This window comes from Mycobacterium sp. SA01 (assembly GCF_041287105.1).
Classification (GTDB): Bacteria; Actinomycetota; Actinomycetes; order Mycobacteriales; family Mycobacteriaceae; genus Mycobacterium.
In genome coordinates, this window is the sequence record NZ_JBGGNO010000020.1 from 121,303 (window position 1) to 143,836 (window position 22,534).

Annotated in this window: 24 protein-coding genes; 8 read left to right on the forward strand and 16 right to left on the reverse strand. The window is 66.1% G+C overall.

Annotation, left to right across the window (positions count from 1 at the left end):
- Nucleotides 1–324 precede the first annotated feature (324 nt).
- A complete protein-coding gene (locus tag AB4879_RS19710; protein ID WP_370508933.1) occupies nucleotides 325–645 on the forward strand; it encodes a hypothetical protein in 321 nt (106 codons plus the stop codon).
- Nucleotides 646–679: 34 nt separating this feature from the next.
- Here the strand turns inward: AB4879_RS19710 and AB4879_RS19715 are convergent, their stop codons facing one another.
- The gene (locus tag AB4879_RS19715) at nucleotides 680–964 is read right to left on the reverse strand and encodes a hypothetical protein (RefSeq protein ID WP_233209097.1); all 285 of its coding nucleotides are present in this window, start codon (nucleotides 962–964) and stop codon (nucleotides 680–682) included.
- Between the two features lie 393 nt (nucleotides 965–1,357).
- Complete coding sequence (locus tag AB4879_RS19720) at nucleotides 1,358–2,833, reverse strand: hypothetical protein (protein ID WP_370508934.1); 1,476 nt, start codon at nucleotides 2,831–2,833, stop codon at nucleotides 1,358–1,360.
- Between the two features lie 278 nt (nucleotides 2,834–3,111).
- Between AB4879_RS19720 and dnaK the strand changes: the two genes are divergently transcribed.
- The 4 genes from dnaK to AB4879_RS19740 are packed head-to-tail and all read left to right on the forward strand — an operon-like array spanning nucleotide 3,112 to nucleotide 7,181.
- Nucleotides 3,112–4,962, forward strand: a complete 1,851-nt coding sequence (dnaK, locus tag AB4879_RS19725; protein ID WP_370508935.1) for a molecular chaperone DnaK — start codon at nucleotides 3,112–3,114, stop codon at nucleotides 4,960–4,962.
- A complete protein-coding gene (gene grpE / locus AB4879_RS19730) occupies nucleotides 4,959–5,594 on the forward strand; it encodes a nucleotide exchange factor GrpE (RefSeq protein WP_370508936.1) in 636 nt (211 codons plus the stop codon). The genes dnaK and grpE overlap by 4 nt, the downstream gene beginning before the upstream one ends.
- A gap of 34 nt (nucleotides 5,595–5,628) precedes the next feature.
- Nucleotides 5,629–6,810 carry a molecular chaperone DnaJ gene (gene dnaJ, locus AB4879_RS19735; protein WP_370508937.1) on the forward strand — a complete coding sequence of 394 codons (1,182 nt, stop codon included), beginning with the start codon at nucleotides 5,629–5,631 and terminating at the stop codon, nucleotides 6,808–6,810.
- Nucleotides 6,810–7,181: a heat shock protein transcriptional repressor HspR gene (locus tag AB4879_RS19740; RefSeq protein ID WP_036342955.1), complete on the forward strand. Its 372-nt coding sequence runs from the start codon at nucleotides 6,810–6,812 to the stop codon at nucleotides 7,179–7,181. The genes dnaJ and AB4879_RS19740 overlap by 1 nt, the downstream gene beginning before the upstream one ends.
- Nucleotides 7,182–7,210: 29 nt before the next feature.
- Here AB4879_RS19740 and AB4879_RS19745 read toward each other — a convergent pair whose 3' ends face one another.
- From AB4879_RS19745 to AB4879_RS19760, 4 genes are read right to left on the reverse strand one after another with little or no spacing between them, the layout of a single operon-like run.
- Nucleotides 7,211–8,179: an ABC transporter substrate-binding protein gene (locus AB4879_RS19745; protein WP_370508938.1), complete on the reverse strand. Its 969-nt coding sequence runs from the start codon at nucleotides 8,177–8,179 to the stop codon at nucleotides 7,211–7,213.
- 34 nt (nucleotides 8,180–8,213) lie between these two features.
- Nucleotides 8,214–8,972 (reverse strand): ABC transporter ATP-binding protein, encoded by a 759-nt coding sequence (locus AB4879_RS19750; RefSeq protein ID WP_370508939.1) that lies wholly within the window; start codon nucleotides 8,970–8,972, stop codon nucleotides 8,214–8,216.
- 1 nt (nucleotide 8,973) lies between these two features.
- Nucleotides 8,974–9,837 carry an ABC transporter permease gene (locus tag AB4879_RS19755; RefSeq protein WP_370508940.1) on the reverse strand — a complete coding sequence of 288 codons (864 nt, stop codon included), beginning with the start codon at nucleotides 9,835–9,837 and terminating at the stop codon, nucleotides 8,974–8,976.
- On the reverse strand, nucleotides 9,834–11,147 hold the full coding sequence (locus AB4879_RS19760) for an aryl-sulfate sulfotransferase (protein WP_370508941.1): 1,314 nt from the start codon (nucleotides 11,145–11,147) through the stop codon (nucleotides 9,834–9,836). The genes AB4879_RS19755 and AB4879_RS19760 overlap by 4 nt, the downstream gene beginning before the upstream one ends.
- 157 nt (nucleotides 11,148–11,304) lie before the next feature.
- Here AB4879_RS19760 and AB4879_RS19765 point away from each other — a divergent pair, with 157 nt between their 5' ends.
- Nucleotides 11,305–12,309: a LacI family DNA-binding transcriptional regulator gene (locus AB4879_RS19765; protein WP_370508942.1), complete on the forward strand. Its 1,005-nt coding sequence runs from the start codon at nucleotides 11,305–11,307 to the stop codon at nucleotides 12,307–12,309.
- Between the two features lie 49 nt (nucleotides 12,310–12,358).
- Here the strand turns inward: AB4879_RS19765 and AB4879_RS19770 are convergent, their stop codons facing one another.
- The 9 genes from AB4879_RS19770 to AB4879_RS19810 form a co-directional block, all read right to left on the reverse strand.
- The gene (locus AB4879_RS19770) at nucleotides 12,359–13,261 is read right to left on the reverse strand and encodes an aldose 1-epimerase (protein WP_370508943.1); all 903 of its coding nucleotides are present in this window, start codon (nucleotides 13,259–13,261) and stop codon (nucleotides 12,359–12,361) included.
- Nucleotides 13,262–13,270: 9 nt separating this feature from the next.
- Nucleotides 13,271–13,513 carry an acyl carrier protein gene (locus AB4879_RS19775; protein ID WP_036346845.1) on the reverse strand — a complete coding sequence of 81 codons (243 nt, stop codon included), beginning with the start codon at nucleotides 13,511–13,513 and terminating at the stop codon, nucleotides 13,271–13,273.
- Nucleotides 13,514–13,525: 12 nt separating this feature from the next.
- Entirely contained in the window at nucleotides 13,526–14,740 is a 1,215-nt protein-coding gene (locus AB4879_RS19780) for a dihydrolipoamide acetyltransferase family protein (protein WP_370508944.1), read from the reverse strand.
- Nucleotides 14,737–15,792 carry an alpha-ketoacid dehydrogenase subunit beta gene (locus AB4879_RS19785; RefSeq protein ID WP_370508945.1) on the reverse strand — a complete coding sequence of 352 codons (1,056 nt, stop codon included), beginning with the start codon at nucleotides 15,790–15,792 and terminating at the stop codon, nucleotides 14,737–14,739. The genes AB4879_RS19780 and AB4879_RS19785 overlap by 4 nt, the downstream gene beginning before the upstream one ends.
- The gene (gene pdhA, locus AB4879_RS19790; RefSeq protein ID WP_370508946.1) at nucleotides 15,789–16,763 is read right to left on the reverse strand and encodes a pyruvate dehydrogenase (acetyl-transferring) E1 component subunit alpha; all 975 of its coding nucleotides are present in this window, start codon (nucleotides 16,761–16,763) and stop codon (nucleotides 15,789–15,791) included. Before pdhA ends, AB4879_RS19785 begins: the two co-directional genes overlap by 4 nt.
- Complete coding sequence (gene acsA / locus AB4879_RS19795) at nucleotides 16,760–18,544, reverse strand: acetate--CoA ligase (RefSeq protein ID WP_370508947.1); 1,785 nt, start codon at nucleotides 18,542–18,544, stop codon at nucleotides 16,760–16,762. The genes pdhA and acsA overlap by 4 nt, the downstream gene beginning before the upstream one ends.
- A gap of 8 nt (nucleotides 18,545–18,552) precedes the next feature.
- The gene (locus AB4879_RS19800; protein WP_370508948.1) at nucleotides 18,553–18,798 is read right to left on the reverse strand and encodes a hypothetical protein; all 246 of its coding nucleotides are present in this window, start codon (nucleotides 18,796–18,798) and stop codon (nucleotides 18,553–18,555) included.
- A gap of 108 nt (nucleotides 18,799–18,906) precedes the next feature.
- On the reverse strand, nucleotides 18,907–20,082 hold the full coding sequence (locus AB4879_RS19805; RefSeq protein WP_370508949.1) for an FAD-binding oxidoreductase: 1,176 nt from the start codon (nucleotides 20,080–20,082) through the stop codon (nucleotides 18,907–18,909).
- Between the two features lie 23 nt (nucleotides 20,083–20,105).
- Nucleotides 20,106–20,774, reverse strand: a complete 669-nt coding sequence (locus tag AB4879_RS19810) for a GAP family protein (protein ID WP_370508950.1) — start codon at nucleotides 20,772–20,774, stop codon at nucleotides 20,106–20,108.
- Nucleotides 20,775–20,842: 68 nt separating this feature from the next.
- Between AB4879_RS19810 and AB4879_RS19815 the strand changes: the two genes are divergently transcribed.
- Both AB4879_RS19815 and AB4879_RS19820 read left to right on the forward strand, forming a co-directional pair.
- Nucleotides 20,843–21,250: a hypothetical protein gene (locus AB4879_RS19815; RefSeq protein ID WP_102805115.1), complete on the forward strand. Its 408-nt coding sequence runs from the start codon at nucleotides 20,843–20,845 to the stop codon at nucleotides 21,248–21,250.
- A 3-nt stretch (nucleotides 21,251–21,253) separates the two neighbouring features.
- The gene (locus AB4879_RS19820) at nucleotides 21,254–22,198 is read left to right on the forward strand and encodes an antibiotic biosynthesis monooxygenase (protein WP_370508951.1); all 945 of its coding nucleotides are present in this window, start codon (nucleotides 21,254–21,256) and stop codon (nucleotides 22,196–22,198) included.
- Here AB4879_RS19820 and AB4879_RS19825 read toward each other — a convergent pair.
- On the reverse strand, nucleotides 22,195–22,497 hold the full coding sequence (locus AB4879_RS19825; RefSeq protein ID WP_370508952.1) for a hypothetical protein: 303 nt from the start codon (nucleotides 22,495–22,497) through the stop codon (nucleotides 22,195–22,197). The genes AB4879_RS19820 and AB4879_RS19825 overlap by 4 nt on opposite strands.
- Nucleotides 22,498–22,534: the final 37 nt, after the last annotated feature.

Consider the following 22,534-nt stretch of genomic DNA (forward strand, 5'->3'; position numbering starts at 1 on the left):
GCGCGGCTGAGGCCTGTCCGGCTCCGGCGGCGATCGCGACTCCGATCCCCAGCGCTACTGCAAGCCCACCGACACGCCCGACAAACGCCCCTGCACCCATTCGTCTATAAGTAGCGTGGCGTGCCGGGTGTGTCTGGCGCTTCGCTCAACCTGCGGCAAGTCTGACGACGTCGTCAAAAGTGGTTGGCTACGAAGTCGAGATCGACGCTGGCGCGAGAAAGTGCGAGAGGCGGCCACGCTGACGTCGATCTCGGCGTCGACAGACCGACTATCGCCCGTGCGGCGGGCGCCATAAAATTCGGTGATCCGTACGGAAGGGACGACGTGGCCGACAACTTGAAGGTTGATGTCGACGGCCTGCTCGGTGGCGGATCTGCTATCGGCGAGCAGGTAACAGCCCTGTCGACGTCCCACCTTGAGTCCATGGTTGGACTCAGTGACGCCGAACCCGGGTGGGTAGGCACATCGGCCGATGCGCTGGTGCGCATGGCCAGCGCGTGGCAACGAATTGCCGATCAGCACCACTCCGTACTCACCGCGCAGGCCGCACATGTGGTGGCTGCAGCTCGGTCGTTCCGCGCCATGGACGAGGGCGGCGCTGCTGGACTCGAGCAGGTCGGTGACCTAGCAGACGGTGTCAGCTAGCTCGACGTGCGCTGAGGCTCGAGTGTCGCGCGATTCAACTCAACAAGAGGATTGGTACGAATACGGCTTCGAACGCCAGCACCCCCAGACAGGCATAGAACGCACCGCGGGCGACGTGCCAGTGACTCTTGAAGGGCAGTACCGCTGCCACGCCGGCAAGCACGGCGGGAAACAGCGGAGCGAGCGGCCATAGGAATCCAAACGTCAGAAGCACCGATGCGAAGCCGGTGAAAAGGCCGACGAGCAGCGCGACGGGGTGCTGCTCCTCGAAGGCTGTGAGATCGGTTGTCGTGTGTGGTGGTGTATCGATTGCCGTCAACCTCTCCACGAAATCGCGTGCATCAATAGACCGGGCAGCCAAACCACAAGCACCGGAGTCACACCGGTGAGTGGGGCCAGGATCAACCCAATTCCAAAGGCGCCTTTGTGTGTACCGCCGCTGCGGCGGTACACAAGAGCTCCGGCGATCACCATGACCGCCCCGGCGACGCATATTGAGATGACGGCCGTTGCAGATGCCTTCGAAACCAGAACGGCACCTGCTGCAAGCCCCCAGAACACTCCACCGATGAGCGCGCCAACCAAAGTCGCTCTCCGCCAATCGACGACGCGGACTGCCATGTCAATGCCTCCAGAGTTCAGCGGGCGATGAACGCAATGCCGTCCACCGCCGATCCGCTGTTGGACTTGCCATTGTCATTACTCCTCAGTCTCAGCGCGGTGCAAGGAACTCGTCGCCCTGAAATGGCGTGTACGTCCGTATCACTGGCACCTCACCTGCCGTCGTCGGTCCGAACGGCGTGAAGTTGCCCGGAGGCACAATTGCCAGCGGCGGCGTGATCGGCACGGCTTGTGGTGCGTGCACCGGCCCAAGCTGCGGGGGGTCGATCTGCGGGACGACGCTATTGAAACTGGTGATGATCATGGGGTCTCCGACCTCCTTGTGAGGAAGTAGACCGATCATCGGCCCGGAAGCGTCGTCGGTGAAGCTCGGCCAGGATTGCAGCAGCGGTGTGGTGGTTCCGTCCCGGTCGCTGTAAATCTCAACCGCTGGGAACGAGGTGACTGTGCCACCCACCCGTGGTCCGTCCGCGCCCGGGCTGATGCCTAGTGTGCCATTGACGCTGAATGGGATGGCTTTCGCCGGCGCCTCGCCTCCTGGAGAGAAGGGGTCGGCGGCGTTGTAGCGCAACAAGACTGCACCGTTTGATTGTTGGATTGCCGAAACGTCAGGCGTGCCGGTCCTGACTTGTCCGGTATCGGCGTTGACTGACGGATTCTGGCGGGCGACGATGATCCCGTTTTCGAAGTCGGTGTAGATGGCGACGCGTGACTCTTCTGGACCGATGTAGGGGGAGAAGCCACGGTTGTCGCCGACGTTGTTGTCGTACGGCAACATGTGGCCGTTGTCGAATGGTGGAAGTTCGACTGCCGGCGCCCATACGTCCTTACTCGGAATGAACAGATTCGTGCGTACGACACCTTGGCCCGGTACGGGCTTGATGCGGGCCACGACGATATTCGCTTCTACTCCTTGATTTTTCGGGTTGTAGCTGTGCGGATCCAATGCGGCAGCGGTCGTCCAATCACTTGTGCTGACCGGGTCTCGTCCGAATGTCCTACGGAACGCGTCGATTTGGTTGCGCTGTTGGTTCGAATCGGGAGCTATCGGCGCTTCGGCGCTATCACCGTCGGCGATCTCGGACGCCGCGTTGTCGAGTGCGGCGGCGAGGTGCCGATCGGTCGAATCTGCGTGCCGCAGGAGGTGGACAATCGCATCGTGGACGATCTCGAGGTGCCGCTGGTTTTCGGCCTGTTGCGTCGGGTCGGCCGAGTGAAAGCACTCGAGTGAGCTGTTCGCTATGTCGATCGTTATCCCCCACCGGTCGGCCATTCGCTGGATGCGGGACCACTCCGCCTTGATGGACTCCACGTCGGACGCCACGGACGAGACATCACGCCCTGCTTGGTCGCATTCGTCGGCATGCTCAAGGAGGCTGTTGCTGATCACTTGTGCCCGAGCGGTGGCCGCCTCCTGCGAGGCGCCCTGCCATTCCAATTTCGCGATGATCGCACCCTGGTTGTGGGCGACGTCGCGAAAGTGAGTCGCGCGATTACCCGCTGCGGCAGCGACCCCGCGAATGGACCCCGGGTCCCACCTGTCCAGATCCGCGAGCGAAATCCCCACAGCCAGCAAACCTACTGCTGCCCGGGCGCGGCCGGTATTCACTCGGCAGCCACTTCGAGATCGACGCTGGCGCGAGAAAGTGCGAGAGGCGGCCACGCTGACGTCGATCTGGGCGTCGAGCGCGCGTCCTGGGAACAAATGCTGAACCCCTGCCGTTGACCAATTCGACAACTTGAGTGATATCGACTCAACTCTGGCTTGACAGCCGACCACCGGCGGGGGCAGTCTTGAGCCTGGTTCGCTCAGACCCAAAGACGTAACTATCAGGAGGATTCAACATGGCTCGTGCGGTCGGCATCGACCTCGGGACCACCAACTCCGTCGTGGCGGTACTGGAGGGTGGCGACCCGGTCGTCGTCGCCAACTCCGAAGGGTCCCGTACCACGCCATCAGTGGTGGCTTTTGCACGTAACGGCGAAGTGCTGGTCGGCCAGCCCGCCAAGAACCAGGCAGTGACCAACGTGGACCGGACCATCCGTTCGGTGAAGCGGCACATGGGCACCGACTGGTCCGTCGAGATCGACGGTAAGGACTACACGGCGCAGGAGATCAGCGCCCGCGTGCTGATGAAGCTCAAGCGGGACGCCGAAAGCTACCTCGGTGAGGACATCACCGACGCGGTCATCACCGTGCCCGCCTACTTCAACGACGCCCAGCGTCAGGCCACCAAGGAAGCCGGCCAGATCGCCGGCCTCAACGTGCTGCGCATCGTCAACGAACCGACTGCTGCGGCGCTGGCCTACGGCCTGGACAAGGGCAGCAAGGAACAGACCATCCTGGTCTTCGACCTCGGCGGTGGCACGTTCGACGTCTCGCTGCTGGAGATCGGCGACGGTGTCGTCGAGGTCCGCGCGACCTCCGGTGACAACCACCTCGGTGGCGACGACTGGGACGACCGGATCGTCGACTGGCTGGTCGACAAGTTCAAGGGCACCAGCGGCATCGACCTGACCAAGGACAAGATGGCCATGCAGCGGCTTCGCGAAGCCGCCGAGAAGGCCAAGATCGAGCTGAGCTCCAGTGGCAGCACCTCGATCAACCTGCCCTACATCACCGTCGACGCCGACAAGAACCCGCTGTTCCTCGACGAGCAGCTGACCCGTTCGGAGTTCCAGAAGATCACCCAAGATCTGCTGGACCGCACCCGCCAGCCGTTCCAGCAGGTCATCAAGGACGCCGGCATCTCGGTGTCCGACATCGACCACGTGGTGCTCGTCGGTGGTTCCACCCGCATGCCCGCGGTGACCGACCTGGTCAAGGAACTGACCGGTGGACGGGAGCCCAACAAGGGCGTCAACCCCGACGAAGTTGTGGCCGTTGGTGCCGCGCTGCAGGCGGGTGTCCTCAAGGGTGAGGTGAAAGACGTTCTGCTGCTTGACGTCACACCGCTGAGTCTCGGTATCGAGACCAAGGGCGGCGTGATGACCAAGCTGATCGAGCGCAACACCACGATCCCGACCAAGCGGTCGGAGACCTTCACCACCGCCGACGACAATCAGCCGTCGGTGCAGATCCAGGTCTATCAGGGTGAGCGCGAGATCGCCGCGCACAACAAGCTGCTCGGCTCCTTCGAGCTGACCGGCCTGCCGCCGGCTCCGCGCGGTGTGCCCCAGGTCGAGGTGACCTTCGACATCGATGCCAATGGCATCGTGCACGTCACCGCCAAGGACAAGGGCACCGGCAAGGAGAACACGATCAAGATCCAGGAAGGCTCCGGCTTGTCCAAGGAGGAGATCGACCGGATGATCAAGGACGCGGAGTCGCACGCTGAGGAAGACCGCAAGCGCCGCGAAGAGGCCGACGTCCGCAACCAGGCCGAGTCGCTGGTCTACCAGACGGAGAAGTTCGTCACCGAACAGCGCGACACCGAAGGCGGCTCCAAGGTCCCCGAGGACACGCTGACCAAGGTCGACGCCGCGATCTCCGAGGCGAAGACGGCGCTGGCCGGCAGCGACATCGGTGCGATCAAGTCCGCCATGGAGAAGCTGGGCCAGGAAAGCCAGGCTCTGGGCCAGGCCATCTACGAGGCCACTCAGGCCGACCAGAGCGCCGGACCGTCGGGCGGTTCGTCCGCTGACGATGTCGTGGACGCCGAGGTCGTGGATGACGATGATCAGGAGCGCAAGTGAGCGAAGGTCGCGAGGAAGAACCGGTAACTGTCACCGACAAGCGCCGAATCGACCCCCAGACCGGAGAAGTTCGCGAAGCCTCCGGCCCGGCCCCCAGTGGGCCGGCGCCGGGGGACTTCGCGGGCGAAACGCCGGAGGAGTCGGACAAAGCCGCTGAACTGCTCGGTGACCTGCAGCGAGTGCAGGCCGATTTCGCCAATTACCGCAAGCGCGCGCTGCGCGATCAGCAGGTGGCCGGCGAGCGCGCCAAGGCCGCCGTGGTGAGCCAGTTGCTGCCCATCCTCGACGACCTGGACCGGGCACGCAGCCACGGCGACCTTGAGACCAGTCCGCTGAAGTCGGTCGCCGACAAGCTCACGTCAGCACTGGCCGGACTGGGCCTTACCGCCTTCGGCGCCGAGGGCGACGAGTTCGATCCATCACTGCACGAAGCCGTGCAGCACGAGGGCGAGGGCTCCAAGCCGGTGCTGGGCAACGTGATGAGGCAGGGCTACCGGCTCGGCGATCAGGTGCTCCGGCACGCACTCGTCGGGGTGGTGGACACCGTCGACGATGGATCGGCGGCACCTCAGAAGGCCGACACGCCCGCCAACGGCGACCAGAGCGGCGCGCAGAACGCAGAATCGAATTAACAACATGACCGACGGTGAGAGGAGGTGACGCGGCATGGTCCAACGCGAATGGGTTGAGAAGGATTTCTACAAGGTGCTCGGCGTCTCCTCTGACGCCAGCGAGGACGAGATCAAGCGGGTGGCCCGCAAGCTGCTTGCCGAGAATCACCCCGACCGCAACCCGGACAACAAGGTGGCCGACGAGCGCTACAAAGAGGTTGGCGAGGCCAGGGACGTCCTGACCGATCCGGCCAAGCGCAAGGAGTACGACGAGACCCGGCGGATGTTCGCCGGCGGCGGGTTCCGCCGCGGTAACGGCGGCGGCGGTGGGTTCGGCGGCTTCAGTGGCTACGGCGCCGACGGCGGCGAGTTCAATTTGAACGACCTGTTCGACACGGCCAGCCAGACCGGCGGCACGAACATCGGCGACTTGTTCGGTGGCCTGTTCGGGCGCGGCGCAGCGCCCCGCCCGAGCCGGCCGCGGCGGGGCAAGGACCTCGAGACCGAGACCGATCTCGATTTCCTGGAGGCGACCAAGGGCGTCGCCATGCCGTTGCGGCTGACCAGTCCGGCGCCATGCACGAATTGCCATGGCAGCGGCGCACGTCCGGGCACCAGCCCGAAGGTGTGTCCGTCGTGCAACGGCTCCGGTGTGATCAACCGCAACCAGGGCGCATTCGGGTTCTCCGAGCCGTGCACCGATTGCCGGGGGAGTGGCTCGATCATCGAGCATCCCTGCGACGAGTGCCATGGCACCGGAGTCACCACCCGGACCCGCACCATCAACGTCCGGATCCCACCGGGCGTCGAGGACGGCCAGCGTATCCGGCTGGCCGGTCAGGGTGAGGCCGGGTTGCGCGGTGCGCCGTCGGGCGATCTGTATGTCACCGTCCATGTTCGGCCGGACAAGGTGTTCGGCCGTGACGGCGATGACCTGACCGTGGCGGTCCCGGTGAGCTTCACCGAACTGGCCTTGGGGACAACGCTTTCCGTGCCCACCCTGGAGGGCAAGGTCGGGGTGCGAGTGCCGAAGGGCACCGCCGACGGCCGGATCCTGCGGGTGCGTGGGCGTGGCGTGCCCAAACGCGACGGCGGTCACGGCGACCTGTTGGTCACCGTGAAGGTTGCGGTGCCACCGAATCTCGAGGGCGAGGCGCTCGAGGCGCTCGAGGCCTACGCGGCCGCCGAGCGGTCCAGCGGGTTCGACCCCCGGGCGGGATGGGCGGGTAACCGCTGATGGCCACGTCGGATGAGGCCCGGACGTTTCTGATCTCGGTGGCCGCCGAGCTGGCCGGTATGCATGCGCAGACGTTGCGCACCTACGACCGGCTCGGTCTGGTCAGCCCCCGGCGCAGTTCCGGTGGCGGAAGGCGGTATTCGGAGCGCGACGTCGAGCTGCTGCGCGAGGTGCAGCGGCTGTCGCAGGACGAAGGTGTGAACCTCGCTGGGATCAAGCGGATCATCGAGTTGACCAATCAGGTCGAGGCTCTGCAGTCCCGCGTCGAGGAGATGATGGACGAGCTGGAGTCGTTGCGCGCCAACCAGCGTCGCGATCTGGCGGTGGTACCGAAGAGCACCGCGCTGGTGGTCTGGAAGCCGCGCCGCTAGTCAGGCTCCAAAGCCCGTTCAGCTCCGCTTCAGGATGCCGGCTTTGTCAGGAACTGCCCGTCGAGGAACTGGTTGTAGTCAGGCAGCGTGGTAGCCGCGTCGATCGACTTCTGGGTTTTTCCCCATTCGGCGAGCGCGCTGAGGTCGGCGGCGAGGTCGGGTTTCAGCTGAATCGTGAAGTCGAACTCGGACAACACGGTATTCAACAGCTGCGTGTCCAGCTGGGTAGCCTTGGCGACCGCAGCCGTCGCGGCTGCATCGTGGGCCGACAGCGCGGCGCTTGCGTCGCCGAGTGCGGCGAAGAACGACGTGATCTCTGCCCCTTTCGACGAGATCGCCGACGGGGAGGCGATGAACAAGCTGTGCTGAATGTAGGTGCCCCCGTTGAGCGGCACTGCGTCATCGCCGAGCGCGGCAATCGTCTGCGCCTGGTACGGCTGGAAAATTGAGACCGCGTCGACGTTGTGTTGGGTGGCGGCAGTGACCATGGCCGATGGCGAAACCTGGACGAGATCCGCCTTGATGTTGTTCTGGGCCAGCGCATTTGACACGTAATACGCGGCGCTGGTGCCCAGCGGTGTGCCGATCGATTTTCCTGCAAGGTCGGCCAAGTTGGTGATGCCTGCGCTGCGCCGGGCCACGATACGGGAACCCTCCCAACGGGACCCGTCGGCGACGATGCGCAGCCCCGGCGAGCGGGTGAGCACCGCCGCCGTCGGAACGTCCGCCGCGGTGGTGATGTCGACCTGGCCGGCGCTCACCGCCTGCAGAGCTTCGACGCCGGATTGGAAGTTCACAACCTTGACGTTGACGTGGTGCTTGCTGAACATCCCGCCGTCGGCGGCCACGGGAATCTGGGCCCAGGAGGGATCCACCACGAAGCCAACGGTCAGTTCGTCGGCGTTGCTGCTGGAGTCGTGGGCGCAGGCGGTGATCGAGGTGGCCACTGCCAACGTGGCAATGGCAGCCGCGGTGAGTCGTTTCAGGGTTGTGTTCACTCAGTCGTCCTTTGTGCGAGCAGGGATGGATGTGTCAGTGCACGGCGTGGTCGATGCCGAGTCGGTGGTGCAGGGTCTTGCGAATCGCTCCGTAGCCGGGCTGTTCGGCGAGCGTGTCCGCCGGCCGGGGGCGACCCAGGGGGTTGGTGATCTGGTCGACGATCTGTCCGTCCTGCAGCACATTGACGCTGTCCCCCAGGCGTATCGCCTCGTCGATGTCGTGGGTGACGAAGACGATCGTGCGGTTCAGGCGTGACCAGAGTTCGATGAGCAGGTCCTGCATGCGCAAGCGGGTCAGTGCATCCAGGGCGGCGAAGGGCTCGTCCATGAGCATCACGGAGGGCTCACCGGCAAGCACGCGTGCGATGCTCACGCGCTGGCGCATACCACCGGAAAGCTCCGCGGGGCGCTGCCTACCCACGCCGGCGTGCAGGCCGACGGTGTCGAGTAGTTCGGCGATCCGAGCGTGCCGTTGCCGCCGGTCCAGTTTCCTTGCGGTCAAGGCGAAGTCGATGTTGTCGGCGACGCTCATCCACGGAAACAGGACGTCGCGCTGGAAAGCCACGCCTCGACGAGGGTCGGGAGCGGTGACGGCCTGGCCATTGTCGATCACCGCGCCGGAGGTGGCGGTGATCAGCCCGGCCAGGCAATGTAGCAGTGTCGACTTTCCGCTGCCGGAGGCGCCGACCAGGACGGTGAATGAACCATCGGGGACGCTCAGCGAGATCCCTTTGAGGGTCGGGGTCGCCGCGCCTGGAAACTGCACGACGAGATCGCGGGTGTCCAGTGCCATCTCAGTGCTCCTCTCGTGCCCAGCGAGTCAACGGTGCGCTCGCCGTGTCGATGAGGGAATCGCATGCCGCGCCGATGACACCCAGCACGATCAGGCAGAAGATCAACCGGTCGGCCTGCGAGAAGAGCTGCGCCTGGTAAATGCGGTAGCCGATACCCGCAGTGGTCCCGGTCATCTCGGCGACGACGATGAGTACGAATGCCATCGCCGCTCCCACTCTCAGGCCGGACACGATGTCGGGGGTCGCCTCGGGGAGGACGACTTTGCGTAAGGTCTGCCACCGGCCGGCACCCAGACAGCGTGCGGCTTTCAGATAGTCGGTCGGCGTCCCGGCCAGCCCCCCGTGGCTGTTGATCCAGACCGGGACGAAGACGCCGAGCGCGATCACCAGAGTCTTGCTGTTCTCCCCGAGCCCGAACCAGAGAATGGCAAGCGGGACCAGGCCGATGGTCGGGATGGGCGCGAATATCCGCAACACGGGTTGCAGTGCCCGGCGTCCGACCGTGGTGGTGGCGGTGAGGACCGCCACCACGATTCCCGCCGTCGCACCCAGGAGGAATCCCGTGGCGGCCCTGCTCAAACTGGCGGTGATGTCCGCGGCGAGCAGCCCGTCGGTCCACAGGCCGTGTCCGGCTGCCAAAATCTCTGCCACACTTGGGAAAAGCTGACGAGGAAAGCGGCCGCTGGCCACCACGAGCGACCAGACAGCTGACGCGAGGACCAAGCCGGTCAGCATCCACCCGAGTGCCTTGAAGCGGTTCAGCACCCGTCTGGACAGAGTCGAACGGTGGGCCTGATGGCGGGTTCCCGGCGTCTGCGCAGCCGAGGTGGACGCGATGTGCAGTACGCCGATATCGGTGCTCATCGGCGTAGGTCGACTTTCCGTGGCGCGGTTCGCGGGGTCCCCGCGGGGGTCCAGCCGAAGGGAACAGCCTGCGATCGGTAGATCAGGGCGGTTCGGCTGAGCCGGTCGACGTCAGCCACTCGGGGCTGTTTCACTTCGGGCTCGCCCGCGACACCGTAGCCCTGATAGGGGCTGTGGTATTCCCAGACCACGTCACCGCCCGGGCTGACCTGGAAGAGCCGCCCCTGCATGCCTTCGGTGATCAGTGTGTTGCCGTTGGGAAGTCGTTGCGCGTTGCTGACGAAGGAACTAAAGAACGTCCATGGTGGCAACCCGGAGTCCTCAGCGGTGTATTGCCACACGATTTCTTTTGTCGTAGGGCATATTTCGAGTACCCGCGAGCCGGCGTAAATGCCGATCGGTGCGGGTGGGTAGCCGGCGCCGCCCTGGTTGTCGAACACCAGGATGTTCCCGGCGCCGGGCAGATCCGCCGCGATCATGTGGGGGTTGTGCTGGCCGGAGGTCTGGTCGAGCGGGCGAGGCACCTTGTGCACGCTGATCCGTTGATGCTGTGCGCCGGCCTCGGCAGCGTAATAGGGACCGATTCGCCAGGCGATGTTCGCTGTCGACTTGTCGATGAGTGCGACGATATTTGCTTTGCGGAAACTGACAAGGATGTTGTCGGGGTGGAAGGTCGGGTCGGAGTGCTCGGAATACCAATGGTTTTGGCCCAGTGATTTCGCGCTGTTCATCTCCAGATAGCCCCACGGGTCTTCGGGGTCGCGGGCAACGGTCTCACGCAGTGCGCGCCAGCCGGCCTCGGAGAACCCGAACTCGTCGAGGTGATCGCCGGCCAGCCATTGCCAGACGATGTGGCCATCCGGGGTGACCTCGTAGAGCCCCTGGTCGCCCACGATCAGGTCGCCGAGCGCCGGTACCCGCCGGGGCACCGTCACCAGAATCAGTCGGTTGCCGTTGGGGAGCAGTTCCCAGTCGTGGTTCTGCCGCGCTGCGCCGCCGGGCGCCTCGGCGCCCCATTCCCAGATGCGTTCGCCATCCCAGTCGAGCTGACCGATGGTGCCGTTGGCGTAGATGCCGCCCCGACCGTCTCCGCTGTCGGCGAGCTGGACGATGACGTCACCGACTCGCCCTGCGTTGAGTGCCGGATCGAGAATCCGGGCCGGGACACCGGCATAGGGCCATTCGTGAATGACGTCACCGTTGAGATCGATCAACCGGGTGACCGAGTCGGCGCCGGTGAACAGGATGTAACTGTCGTAGGCGAGTTCAGGGTCGAGGTAGGTGACTCCCGCGAGTCGTACGAATGCCATGTCAACCACTCCACCAAGAGCTTGTTACGACCACGAGTCCTCCCAGTAAATCTTCTAATCGATTAGCGTAGGCTCGGCGCCGGCCGGGCGGAACTGTCACAATCGGTGTGATTTCAATGCTTGGCGGCGGCGTCGCGGACTACCGAAGGGGGCCCACTTGAGCGGTAAGCGGCCGACGTTGGCTGACGTGGCGAGCCGGGCCGGCACGTCGACGGCTGTCGTGAGCTACGTGCTGAACAACGGACCGCGGCCAGTCTCAGAGACCCTGCGCGCCAAGGTGATCAGCGCCATCGATGAGCTGAACTACCGCCCGGACCTGCGTGCGCGTGCACTTCGACGACCGCGGCGCTGGCGCCAGATCGGGCTGCTGGTACCGGATCTCATGCTTCCGCTCTTCGGGGAGTTCGTCGGCCGGATCGAAGTGGAAGCGCGCGCTCGCGACCACCTCACCATGATCGGTAACACCGGCTACGACCCGGAGCGTGAGCTCGAGTTCGCGACGGCCTTCGCGGAGGTGGGGATCGACGGGCTGGTGGTGATTGGTGCCGCCAACCCGCAGCAGACCGCCAAGCTCTGTGTGCAGGAGCGGATCCCGGTCGTGTGGATGCACAGCGTCCGCGGTGAGGTGGCGGCCGAGATCGTGGGCATAGACCATGTTCAGGCCGGCGAACTTGTCGCGCGCCACCTACGCGACGTGCACGGCTGTTCTGAAATGGTATTCGTCGGCGGCTGGACCGCCGCCGATGTCGGACACGGCGACCGCGAGACGGTCCATCAGCGGTACGTCGGCGTCGCAGCCGTCGGTGGCGGCGGCGTCCGGGCGGTCCGCACCGATCTGACCCCCGCCGGTGCCTACGCCGCGGTCAGTCACTGCCTTCATGGCGCGGCGGACCCACCACATGCCTTTGTCGTCGGGACCTTCGGGCAGACGGCGGCGACGATTCGGGCGGTGATCGACGCCGGGTATGCGATTCCTGGTGACATCCGGGTGGTCGGGTTCGACGGCAGCGACAACGACTACGGTGTGTTCCAGCTGACTGCCGCACAACAGCCGGTCGATGCGATCGCCCACCGCGCCCTTGCCGAATTGTTGGGAGATGTCGGGCCGGATCTCGGCGTCCTGGAACCGACGCTGCGGGTCGGCAACACATGCGGATGCTGAGTCGGTCCGCCCCGGAACTGCCGAAGCGTCCGACGGCCACGCTGAGCGATCAGCGCAACCGGATCGTGAAAACCGAAACCGCCGGCCGCCCCGGCGTCGCGGTGTCGTAGCCGCCCGTGCCGAGCGCATTGGTGGGCGCGGCCATCGGCTCAAGTCCCACGACATCGTCGTTGCCCGGCGCGAAAATCTGCGCGGCCGGGAACCCCTGGGCGAAGAGCACTTCGATGCGGCGGTCACCGCCGGCGAGTGCGAACACCCCACCTGCCGGCACCCCGTCGAACCCGTCGTCGAATGTCTTGTCGCCCAGCTTCTCCGAGTAGGCGGGCCAGTCCACTCGTTCGCCGGTAGGGAGACCGCGGTTGTCCACGAGTAGATGCTCGAGCGGCGGCGTCTCCAACGTCCACTCTGATCGGGGAACCCCGGGAACAGTCAGGTAGGGGTGGAAGCCATAACACAGCGGCACGGCCGCCGACGTGGTGGCTGTGACGGTGGTTTGCACCGTCAGCGCTCGATCGGCCAACGTGATGTCGAGGGTGACCACATGTGGGAACGGGAAGCTGGCCAGCAGGGCCGGCCGGCTTCCGTAGTCCAGATCGGCGATCAGCCGGTTCTTGGACTGCTCGGTGACCTGCCACCCGGGATATGCCGCGAGCACGCCATGGATCGGCAGGCCGTTCGGGTCGGCGCGCACGCCGCCGACCCCGGGGGTCAACGTCACTGCGCCGCCGTCCAGCCCATAGCCGTTGGCGCTCAACCGATTAGCCCACGGATACAGGATCGGGATGCCGAGCGTCTTCCCGTCGCTCAGATAGGCCTGCAGGCCGCGGCGCTGACCTAGTAATTCCACGCCATCGTCGGACAGCGACGTGCAGATCATGCCCGCCGACGGGACATACGTCGCCGTCAGCGGCGAGGACGGGTCATGCAGGACGACGGACGGCAGCTCGGCCACCGTCGAAGTCTAGCGGTGGGCGCCGATGTAGCTGGTCAAGTCGTCGATCGTGCGCAGTGAAGCGTACTCCGACTCCGGGATGTCGACCTCGAAGCGCTTGTGCAACCGAACCAGGAAGTTCAGCCAGTCCATCGAATCCAGGTCGACCTGGTCCCGCAGGAGCTCGGCGTCGGACAGGTCGCCCTCGTCGATCTCCGGCGCGATGGCGAGCAGTTCCTGCACAACCTGGTCTCGGATCTCGGTATCGCTCACGTCGAGCACCTCCTACAGCTCCCGGGGCTGCTGCAGCAACCGGTTGATCTCGGCAAGGAACAACGCGCCGCGATGACCGTCGCTGGCGCGATGGTCGGCGGCCAGGCTGGCGTGCACCGTTGTCGCAACCCGGATTCCGCCGTCGACCACGACCACGCGCTGGGTGGGCCTGCCGAACCCGACCAGCGCGACCTGCGGCGGGTAGATCACGCCGAAGACGGAGTCGACGCCCTTGTCGCCCAGGTTTGTGACGGTGATGGTCGGATCGGACATCTCCGAACTGCGCAGCGAGCCGGCCCGAGCGCGGGCCACCAGATCCGTCAGGTCGCTCATCAGCTCGTCGAGCTTCTTCTCGTTGACGTCGTGGATCGCCGGCGCCACCAGCCCGCCGCCGCGCAGCGAAATCGCCACGCCCACATGCACACCCGCGGCCGGCTGGTAGCCGTCGTCATGCCAGAAGCCGTTGAACTCGGTGAACCGCTGCGCGGCCAGCGCCACGGCTTTGAGCTGCAGCACCGCGAGCAGCAGCCGCTCGGTGATCGGCCGGTTCACGTTCTGCTCGGTCAACCACCCCAGTGCGGTGTCGAGAATGACCTCGTCGGCCAGGTAGTAGTGCGGGATCTCCCGCTTGGAGCGACCCATTGCCGCGGCGATCGACGCGCGCATGGCGGCGCCGCGCTGCTTGGCCTTCTCCGCGGCCGACTTCGGTTCGGAACTCGCGACCGGGGCGGCCGGCTTGGGCTCGGCGTGATGCTGTGCGGCAGCGGCATGCTCGACATCGATGAGCGTGATCGCCCCCTGCGGGCCGGTTCCGGTCACAGCGCCCAGGTCGACGCCCAGTGACGCCGCCGTACGCCGTGCGACCGGGGACACCCACAGTCGGTGGCCGACGGGCGCGGCCAGGGTCGGTCGCTGTGCAACCGGGGTCTCGGGGTGGGGTGCCGCAACCGGTGCCGCGGCCGGTGCCGCCATGTGCGGTCGCGGCGTCTCACCTGATTCGGCCAGGGTGGCCAGCGGTGTGCCCACGGCCACCGTCTGCCCGACGGGGACAAGCAACTCGGCGACAACACCCTCATGCCAGCACTCGATTTCCACTGCGGCTTTGGTGGTTTCGACGACCGCGACGATCTGTCCGCGGGTGATCGTGTCGCCGGGCTTGACCAGCCACTCGTCGAGGGTGCCCTCGTCCATGTCCGCACCGAGGGCCGGCATCGTGAACTCGATCATCCGGCGGTACCTTTCCCCGGGTCGCTTCGCTCCTGCCCGCCGGTACCTTTCCCCGGGTCGCTTCGCTCCTGCCCGCCGGTACCTTCTCCGAACAGCCCCCGCACCGCGGCCACGATCTTGTCCGGCTGCGGCAGTGCCGCCTCTTCGAGGTGCTTGGCGTAGGGGATAGGCACCTCGACGCTGCACACCCGGGCGATGGGAGCATCCAGGTCGTAGAACGCCCCCTCGACGATCCGCGCGCTGATCTCCCCGGCCAGACTGCCGGTGCGCCACATCTCGTCGACGATGACCGCGCGGTGCGTCTTGCGCACCGACTCCATAATGGTGTCGTCATCGAGGGGGCGCAGCACGCGCAGATCGATCACCTCGCAGTCGATACCGACCAGAGCCAGTTGGTCGGCGGCGTCGAGTGCCTTGGGCACGCAGCCGCCGTAGGCGATGATCGTGACGTCAGTTCCGCCGCGCCGAACTGCGGCCCGGTTGATGTCGGTCGGCACCAGGGCGTCGACGTCGACGGCAGTGTTGTAGAGCTGCACATGCTCGAACACGATCACCGGGTCCGGATCGTCCAACGCGGTGAGCAGCATCCCGTACGCGTCGACCACCGTCGCCGGGGCCACCACTGTGATCCCCGGGATGTGGGCGTACCACCCCTCCAGGCTGTGCGAGTGCTGGGCGGCGAGCTGCCGGCCGGCGCCGGTCGCCATCCGGACGACCAGCGGGACCGAGAATTGCCCACCGGACATATGTCGAAGTGCTGCAGCGGTATTCACGATCTGGTCGAGCGCCAGCAGACTGAAGTTCACGGTCATCACTTCGACAATCGGACGCAGACCGTTGATCGCGGCGCCGATGCCGATGCCGACGAATCCCAGCTCGGACAGCGGGGTGTCACGGATCCGCTCGGGGCCGAACTCCTCGAGAAGTCCCTTCGACGCCGCATAGGTACCGCCGTAGCGTCCGACGTCCTCGCCCAGCAGAACCACCCGCGGGTCGTTGCGCATTGCTTCGCGAATCGCGTCGTGGACGGCATTGCGGTAGGTGGTCTTCACGACAGTGCCTCCGCCGGGGTCATCAGATCGCGGGTGAGTTCCTCGACGCTCTCCAATGTTCCGGCCTCGGCGTAAGCCACCGCGTCGTCGACCTCGGTGGCGGCGCGCTGCTCCATCCCCGCGACGTCGTCGGCGCTCAGAGTGCCGTCGGCGAGGCACTTCTCGGTGAACAGGCGGATCGGATCGCGTTCACGCCAGTGCTCCACTTCGGTCTTCTCCCGGTACAACTCGGGGTCGAACATCGAATGCGGGCGGAACCGGTAGGTGCGGAATTCGAGAAAGAACGGGCCGCCCTCGGTGCGGATGTGCTCGACGGCAGCGGCCGTGGCGGCATGGCAGGCCAGCACGTCCATGCCGTCCGCCGATGCGGTGGGTACCCGGTAGGCCGCGGCGTTGGCGGTGACGTCGGTCTGGGAGAGCTCGCGGTCGATCGCGGTGCCCATGGCGTAGCGATTGTTCTCGCAGAGGTAGAGCACTGGCAATTGCCACAGCTCGGCCATGTTCAGGGACTCGTGGAAGGCGCCCTCGGCGATGGCGCCCTCGCCGAAATAGCATGCGGTGACGCGATTCTGCTTGAGTTGCGCGTCGGCAAAGGCGAGACCGGTGGCCAGCGGCAGACCACCCGCCACGATCGCGTTGCCGCCGTAGAACCGGCGCGAGGCGTCGAACAGGTGCATCGACCCGCCGCGTCCGCGCGAGCAGCCCTCCTGCTTGCCGAACATCTCGGCCATGATCGCGGTGAGCGGGATCCCGCGGAGCAGGGCGTGGGCATGGTCCCGGTAGGTGGCGACCACAGCATCGTCGGGTCCCAGCGCGCGCAGTGAGCCCGCGGCCACCGCTTCCTCGCCCACGTAGAGGTGCAGGAAGCCGCGAATCTTTGCTGCACTGTACATCTCGGCGCATTTCTCTTCCATGCGCCGCACCCGGATCATGTCCGAGAGCAGCCCGCGCGCCAGGTCTTGATCGGTCATGCGGTCACCTCGCTGCCGTGCTGGACGGCGGCGGTCTCCACCGTCGAGGTGTCACCCTCGGGCAGTCCCAGCTCGCGGGCCTTGAGCAGCCGGCGCATGATCTTGCCGGAGCGGGTGTGGGGCAACGCGTCCACGAAGTCGATCTCCTTGGGTGCCACCGCGGCCCCCAACCGCTTTCGCGCATGGCCCATCAGGTCGCGACGCAACTCGTCGCTCTCGGCATACCCCGTCTTGAGTGTGACGAACGCCTTGACCAGTTCGCCGTAGGTGGGGTCGGGCTTGCCGATCACCGCCGCCTCGGCGACCGCGGGATGATCGGTCAGCACGTTCTCGACCTCGAACGGTCCGATCAGATGCCCCGACGACTTGATGACGTCGTCGGCCCGCCCGACGAACCACAGATAGCCGTCGGCGTCCCGCTTGACCAGATCGCCCGACCGGTACAGGTCACCGGCAAAACTGTTGCGGTAGCGCTCGTCTTGATTGAGGTATGCGCGGAACATCGACGGCCAGCCGACGCGCAACGCCAACTCGCCCTCGACGTCCGGCTCGTCGATGACGGTGACCGCGCCGGAATCTTCGCGGTGCACCACACAGGCGTCGACCCCGGGCAGTGGGCGGCCCATCGACCCGGGCTTGATGTCGAAGGCCGGGGTGTTGGCCACCATGATGCCGCCGGTCTCGGTCTGCCACCAGTTGTCGTGAATCGGCAAGCCCAGCACCCGTTTGCCCCACCACACCGCTTCGGCGTTGAGCGGCTCACCCACACTGGCGATGAACCTCAGGTGCGGAAAGTGGTACTGCGCAGGCAGTTCCGGGCCGGCCTTGATGAGCATCCGGATGGCGGTCGGGGCGGTGTACCACACCGTCACCTGCTCGTCTTGCAGGATGCGATACCACCGTTGTGCATCGAACTCGGCCTCGTCGATGATCGAGGTGACGCCGTGCAGCAGCGGGGCGATGATCCCGTATGAGGTGCCGGTCACCCAGCCGGGATCGGCTGTGCACCAATAGATGTCGCCCGCGTGGAGATCGAGGGCGTAGCGGCCGGTGATGTAGTGCATGGCGACCGCGCCGTGGACGTGCTGGGCGCCCTTGGGTGTGCCGGTGGTGCCGCTGGTGAAGTGCAGCAGCGACGGATCGTCGGCGGTGGTGTGTTCGATGGGTGCGTCGTCGCCGACGGCGTCCATCAGCCGATGGAAGTTCTCGGTGCCCTCGATGTCGTCACCGACCACCAGGACATGTTTGACCGACGTCAGCTCCCCACGGATCTTGGCGATCTTGCGCTTGTAGATCGCCGCCGTGGTGACCAGCACGTCGGCTGATCCGATGTTGACGCGGGTGGCGATCGGTTCGGGGCCGAACGCGGAGAACAGCGGTGAGACCACACTGCCGTTGCGCAGCGCACCGAGCATGGTGGTGTAGAGCTCGGGGACGCGGCCCATGATGACGAAGACGCGGTCACCCTTGCCGATTCCCAAGCCGCGCAGCACGTTGGTGAACCGACGCGACAACCGGCCCAACTCGGCGTAACTGATGTCGTGGGTGGTCAGCTCGGGGGAGTCGGGGGTGTCGGCGATGAACCGCAACGCGGTCCGGTCGGCATCCGGACCTTCGGCGTGCCGGTCGACAGCGGCGTAGGCGATATTGCAGCCGCCCTGGCCCATCGCGGCGCACAGGTCGGGCACATCCGACCATCGGAACGAGGCGCGGGTCTGCGCGTAGTCGACGAGGTTGGGGGTGACCTTGAGGTCGCCGTCGCCTTTGTGGATGACGTCCATGGTGTCCCTCACACGTGCGGCGGGGCCAGGACGCCCTCGCGGCGCGCCTGCCCCAGGTTGGCCATCACCCTGTCGCGCAACGTCGCATAGGCGGCGCCGCTGTTGAGGATGTCGTGGCGGTCCTGATGGCGGAGGTAGGCGTCGAGCCGCCGTTCCAGCGACCAGTCCCAGTAGATGCGTCCGGTGTATGGCGAGCAGAGGAATTCCCAAGCAACGGCGTCGAGTTCAGTCTCGTCGGCCAAACCAGAAGTCATCTCCACCCCTCACTTACCACCCCCACAAACGATGGTGGTCGAGGCTGATGCGAGCTGGAAGGGACGAAAGTCCCCGAACTCGGGGCTAACGGGCTGCGACCGGCTGGGTCAGTGCAGCGGGTCGTGCTGGATGCGCTCCGGCGGTGCGCCCTTGGCGAGCAGAGCGTCGCGGGTGGCGCGCACCATCGCGGGACCTCCGCAGATCAGGATCTGGCGATCGCCCCAGCCGCCGTATTTGGTCACCACTTCGGGAAGTCGCCCGGTCTGGCGCACATGCAGGCCGCGGGGTGGCTGGACATCGGGATAGTCGGCCGCCCACGGCGGATCGTTGGAGTACTCCGATACCGGCGATACCGACAGCCACGGGTTGGAGCCGGCGATCTCCCACAAGGTCCGCAGGTCGTAGAGCTCGCACGGATAGCGGGCGCCGAAGAACAGATGCACCCGCGGGTTCTCGCCGTATCGGCACAGATCCATGATCAGCGCCCGCAGCGGCGCCAGGCCGGTGCTGCCTGCCACCATCAGGACGTCGCCGCCGTCGCGGTCCACCTCCATCGCGCCGTGCGGGCTGGACAGCCGCCAGCGATCGCCGGGGCGGGTCTCGGCCACGATCGAATTGCTGACCATGCCGCCGAGCACCGAGCGCACGTGGAACTCGATGAACCCGTCCGGGTCCGGTGGCATGGCGGGTGACAGGAAGCGCCAGCGGCGCGGGCACTGGGGAACGTGGACGTTGACGTACTGCCCCGGGTGGTAGGGCATCGGCCGGTCCAGGTGCAGGCGGACGACTGCGAGGTCGCGTGATACCCGGTGGTGTTCGAGGACGGTGCCGTCCCACCACGCGGGCCCATTCTCGGCGTCGGCCGCGCCGCCCATGATTCCGGTGATCAGGTTGACGGCCTGGATTGCGGCGTCGTCGACGGCCGGGGTCCAGCGATCACTGAGGTGGCTGCGCATCTCGGAGTACCACGCTTGCCGCATACTGTCGTAATGTCGTTGTGTGACACCGTATTTGCGGTGATCACGGCCGAGCTGGGCGAGGAAAGCCACCGGGGCCTGGGCGCGCTGGGCGACGAATTCGCCGAACACCCAGTGCATCGCCTGACCGAACGCCGCCCGCTGCGGCGCCAGCTCAGGGGGGAACAAATCCCGCACTTCAGAGTCCAGCGCGAACCATCGGGTGTAGAACCGGTTCAGCAGCTGCTGGGATGCCGACTGGGGAGCCGCGGCGTCTTCGAACGCAGCCTGCAGCACCGCGAGCGCATCACGATCCTCCAGACCCACGGCCGCGAGTGTAGGCCCGCGAACTACAGGCCGTGAACGCCCTTGTACAACACCATGGCACCGATGACGACCAGGATCACGGCGACCAGCGTTGCGTGCTGGGCCTCCATCCAATTCTTGAGCTTGGTCAGCGGCTGGTCCAGCCGCTCACCGGCGACCAGATAGGCCAGCACCGGCAACGCCACCGAGGACGCCGCGACGGCGGTGAACACGGCGTCGGCCGTCCACGCCCCGGTGGTCCCCAGCCCCGCCGAGCCGATCGCCAAACCTGCTGCGGCACACATGAACAGGACCTTCGGGTTGACCACCACCAGCACCACCGCGGTCACGAAGGCGCGGGGCGGACCGATGCTGGTCATCGATGTCAGCCACTTGGGGGTGTGCTCCGTGCGCTTGCGGGTGAACCAGCGGTAGAGCCCGAACGCGACGAGCGCCGCCCCGATCACGATGCGGACGTAGGGTGCCCACATCGGCTGCTTGTTGAGTCCGCCCAGAGCGTTGGACACCAGCACGAACGCCGCGGTCAGGCCGCCGATGCCGAGCACCCAGCCCAGCAGGAACGCCATGCTGGTCGGCCGGGGCGAGGGCGTGTGCAGCATCAGGATGCCCGGGATGATCGTCAGCGGGGACAGTGTGATGACGAGCGCCAGGGGGATCAGTTCGGTCAGCTCCGAACCGAGGCCGGTCGTCACAGATGCCTCCTGGGGCGTAGACGGGCAACGCTCGATCACGGCTGACCGTACTATCTCTGCCCGTGGGCATGGATGCCGACGAAGAAAAGGGTGATGGCGGCCACGACGGCCAGCAGAACACTCTGGTCTACGTCTCCGGGGTGGCAGCGTTGGTGCTGCTCGCGATCCTGGTGTACGCGGTACTGGACACCTCGGAGAGCTCGCAGCGGCGCGACGGGCCGGTGACCTATGCGCCGGCGATCAGCACCACCACGTCCTCGAGCAAGAAGACGTCCACCACCTCGCGCACCACGTCGACGCGGATCTCCACCACCGATCTGAACCCGGGCTCCCCATCGTCGACCTCGACGTCGCCGTCGGACACCTCGAGCGAAGTGGTCATCCCGTCGGAGACCGAGTACACCACTCCCACGACGACGGTCACGTTGACCAACCCGTACGCCACGACCTCGGTGCCGAACGCCGGGCGGACCTAGCCCATGAGCACGGCGACTGTCGTCACGATCTTCCACCCCGCGAACGACCCCGCCGACTTCATCGAGTGGGCCGACACGATGCGCACCACCGCATCGGAGTCGACCGATTTCCGGGTCTCCGTGCTGGCTGATCCGCACCTGGACTGGGGACTCGCCGTCACCTTCGCCAATGCGCGGGCGCTGCACCATTGGCTGGACAGTTCGGCCCGCCAACGGTCGCTGAACGATGGCAGGAGGCGCGGAATTCTTCGTGCCACAGCCGACATCGTGATCGTCGAGGACAGCGGGGTGCCGCCGGGCGTCGGCTTCTTTCGGCACATGGTGGCGGCGGACCGCGCCGCCGACTTCGTGGCGGCCGAGGCTCAGCTGGCGGAGGTGAGCGCCCGGTTCAGCGGGTTCGAAGGATGTTGCACCTTCGCCCCGGACACCGGCGGCGATTCGTTCGCGGTGCTGCGGTTCCGTACCGAACACCAACTTGTGACGTGGCTGGAGTCGCCGGAACGCCGCGCCGCGCTGGGGCCGCTGCGGTTGAGCCTGACCCGAGAATTCTCCCTGGTGTCCTCGATCACGACCTTTGGCAGCACGGTGCGGACCGAGAACGGCCACACCGCGGTCACTCCGAGATGGAAGACCGCGATGCTGATCCTGCTGGTGCTCTACCCGACGGTGATGCTGCTGTCGCGGTTCATGGGCCCGGTCCTCGACGGCGCCGGTGCCCCGCCGTGGTTGGCGATGTGGCTCAGTCAGGTGGTCAGCGTGGCTGTCCTGCAGTGGGCGCTGATGCCGTGGGTCGGGCGGTGGTTCGGGCGTTGGCTCGATCCGATCGACGGGGCGGGGGTCCGCGTCAGCGTGCTCGGCGCGAGCGTGATCGTCGTCGGTTACCTGGTGACGCTGGGTGTGTTCGCGGTCGTTCGGTGGCTGCAGTACTGGGACTTCGCGCGAGGCTAGGTCCGCTTGAGTGTCCAGGCCGGAACCCAGTGCGTCACTGCCTTGCGTTTGGGTCCGTAGGAGATGTCGTAGGTGACCAGGCCCCACCAATCGCCCTGCTCGCACAATCCCCAGCAGGACAGCATGCCCCTGACGACCTTGTGCATCTGCAATCCATGCGGGTGGTAGCGGCCGGTCCGGTGCGGTTCGCGGGGAAAGAGCACGGTCAGATCGACGAGCACAGGTTCGGGCGGGGCCACCGGCCGGAAGGGCGGCCGCAGCGGCTGACCGTTGTAACCGATCGAGGTCAGCTCACCCACTGTTCGATCATATGTTCGATCCGATCGGTGTCCACCC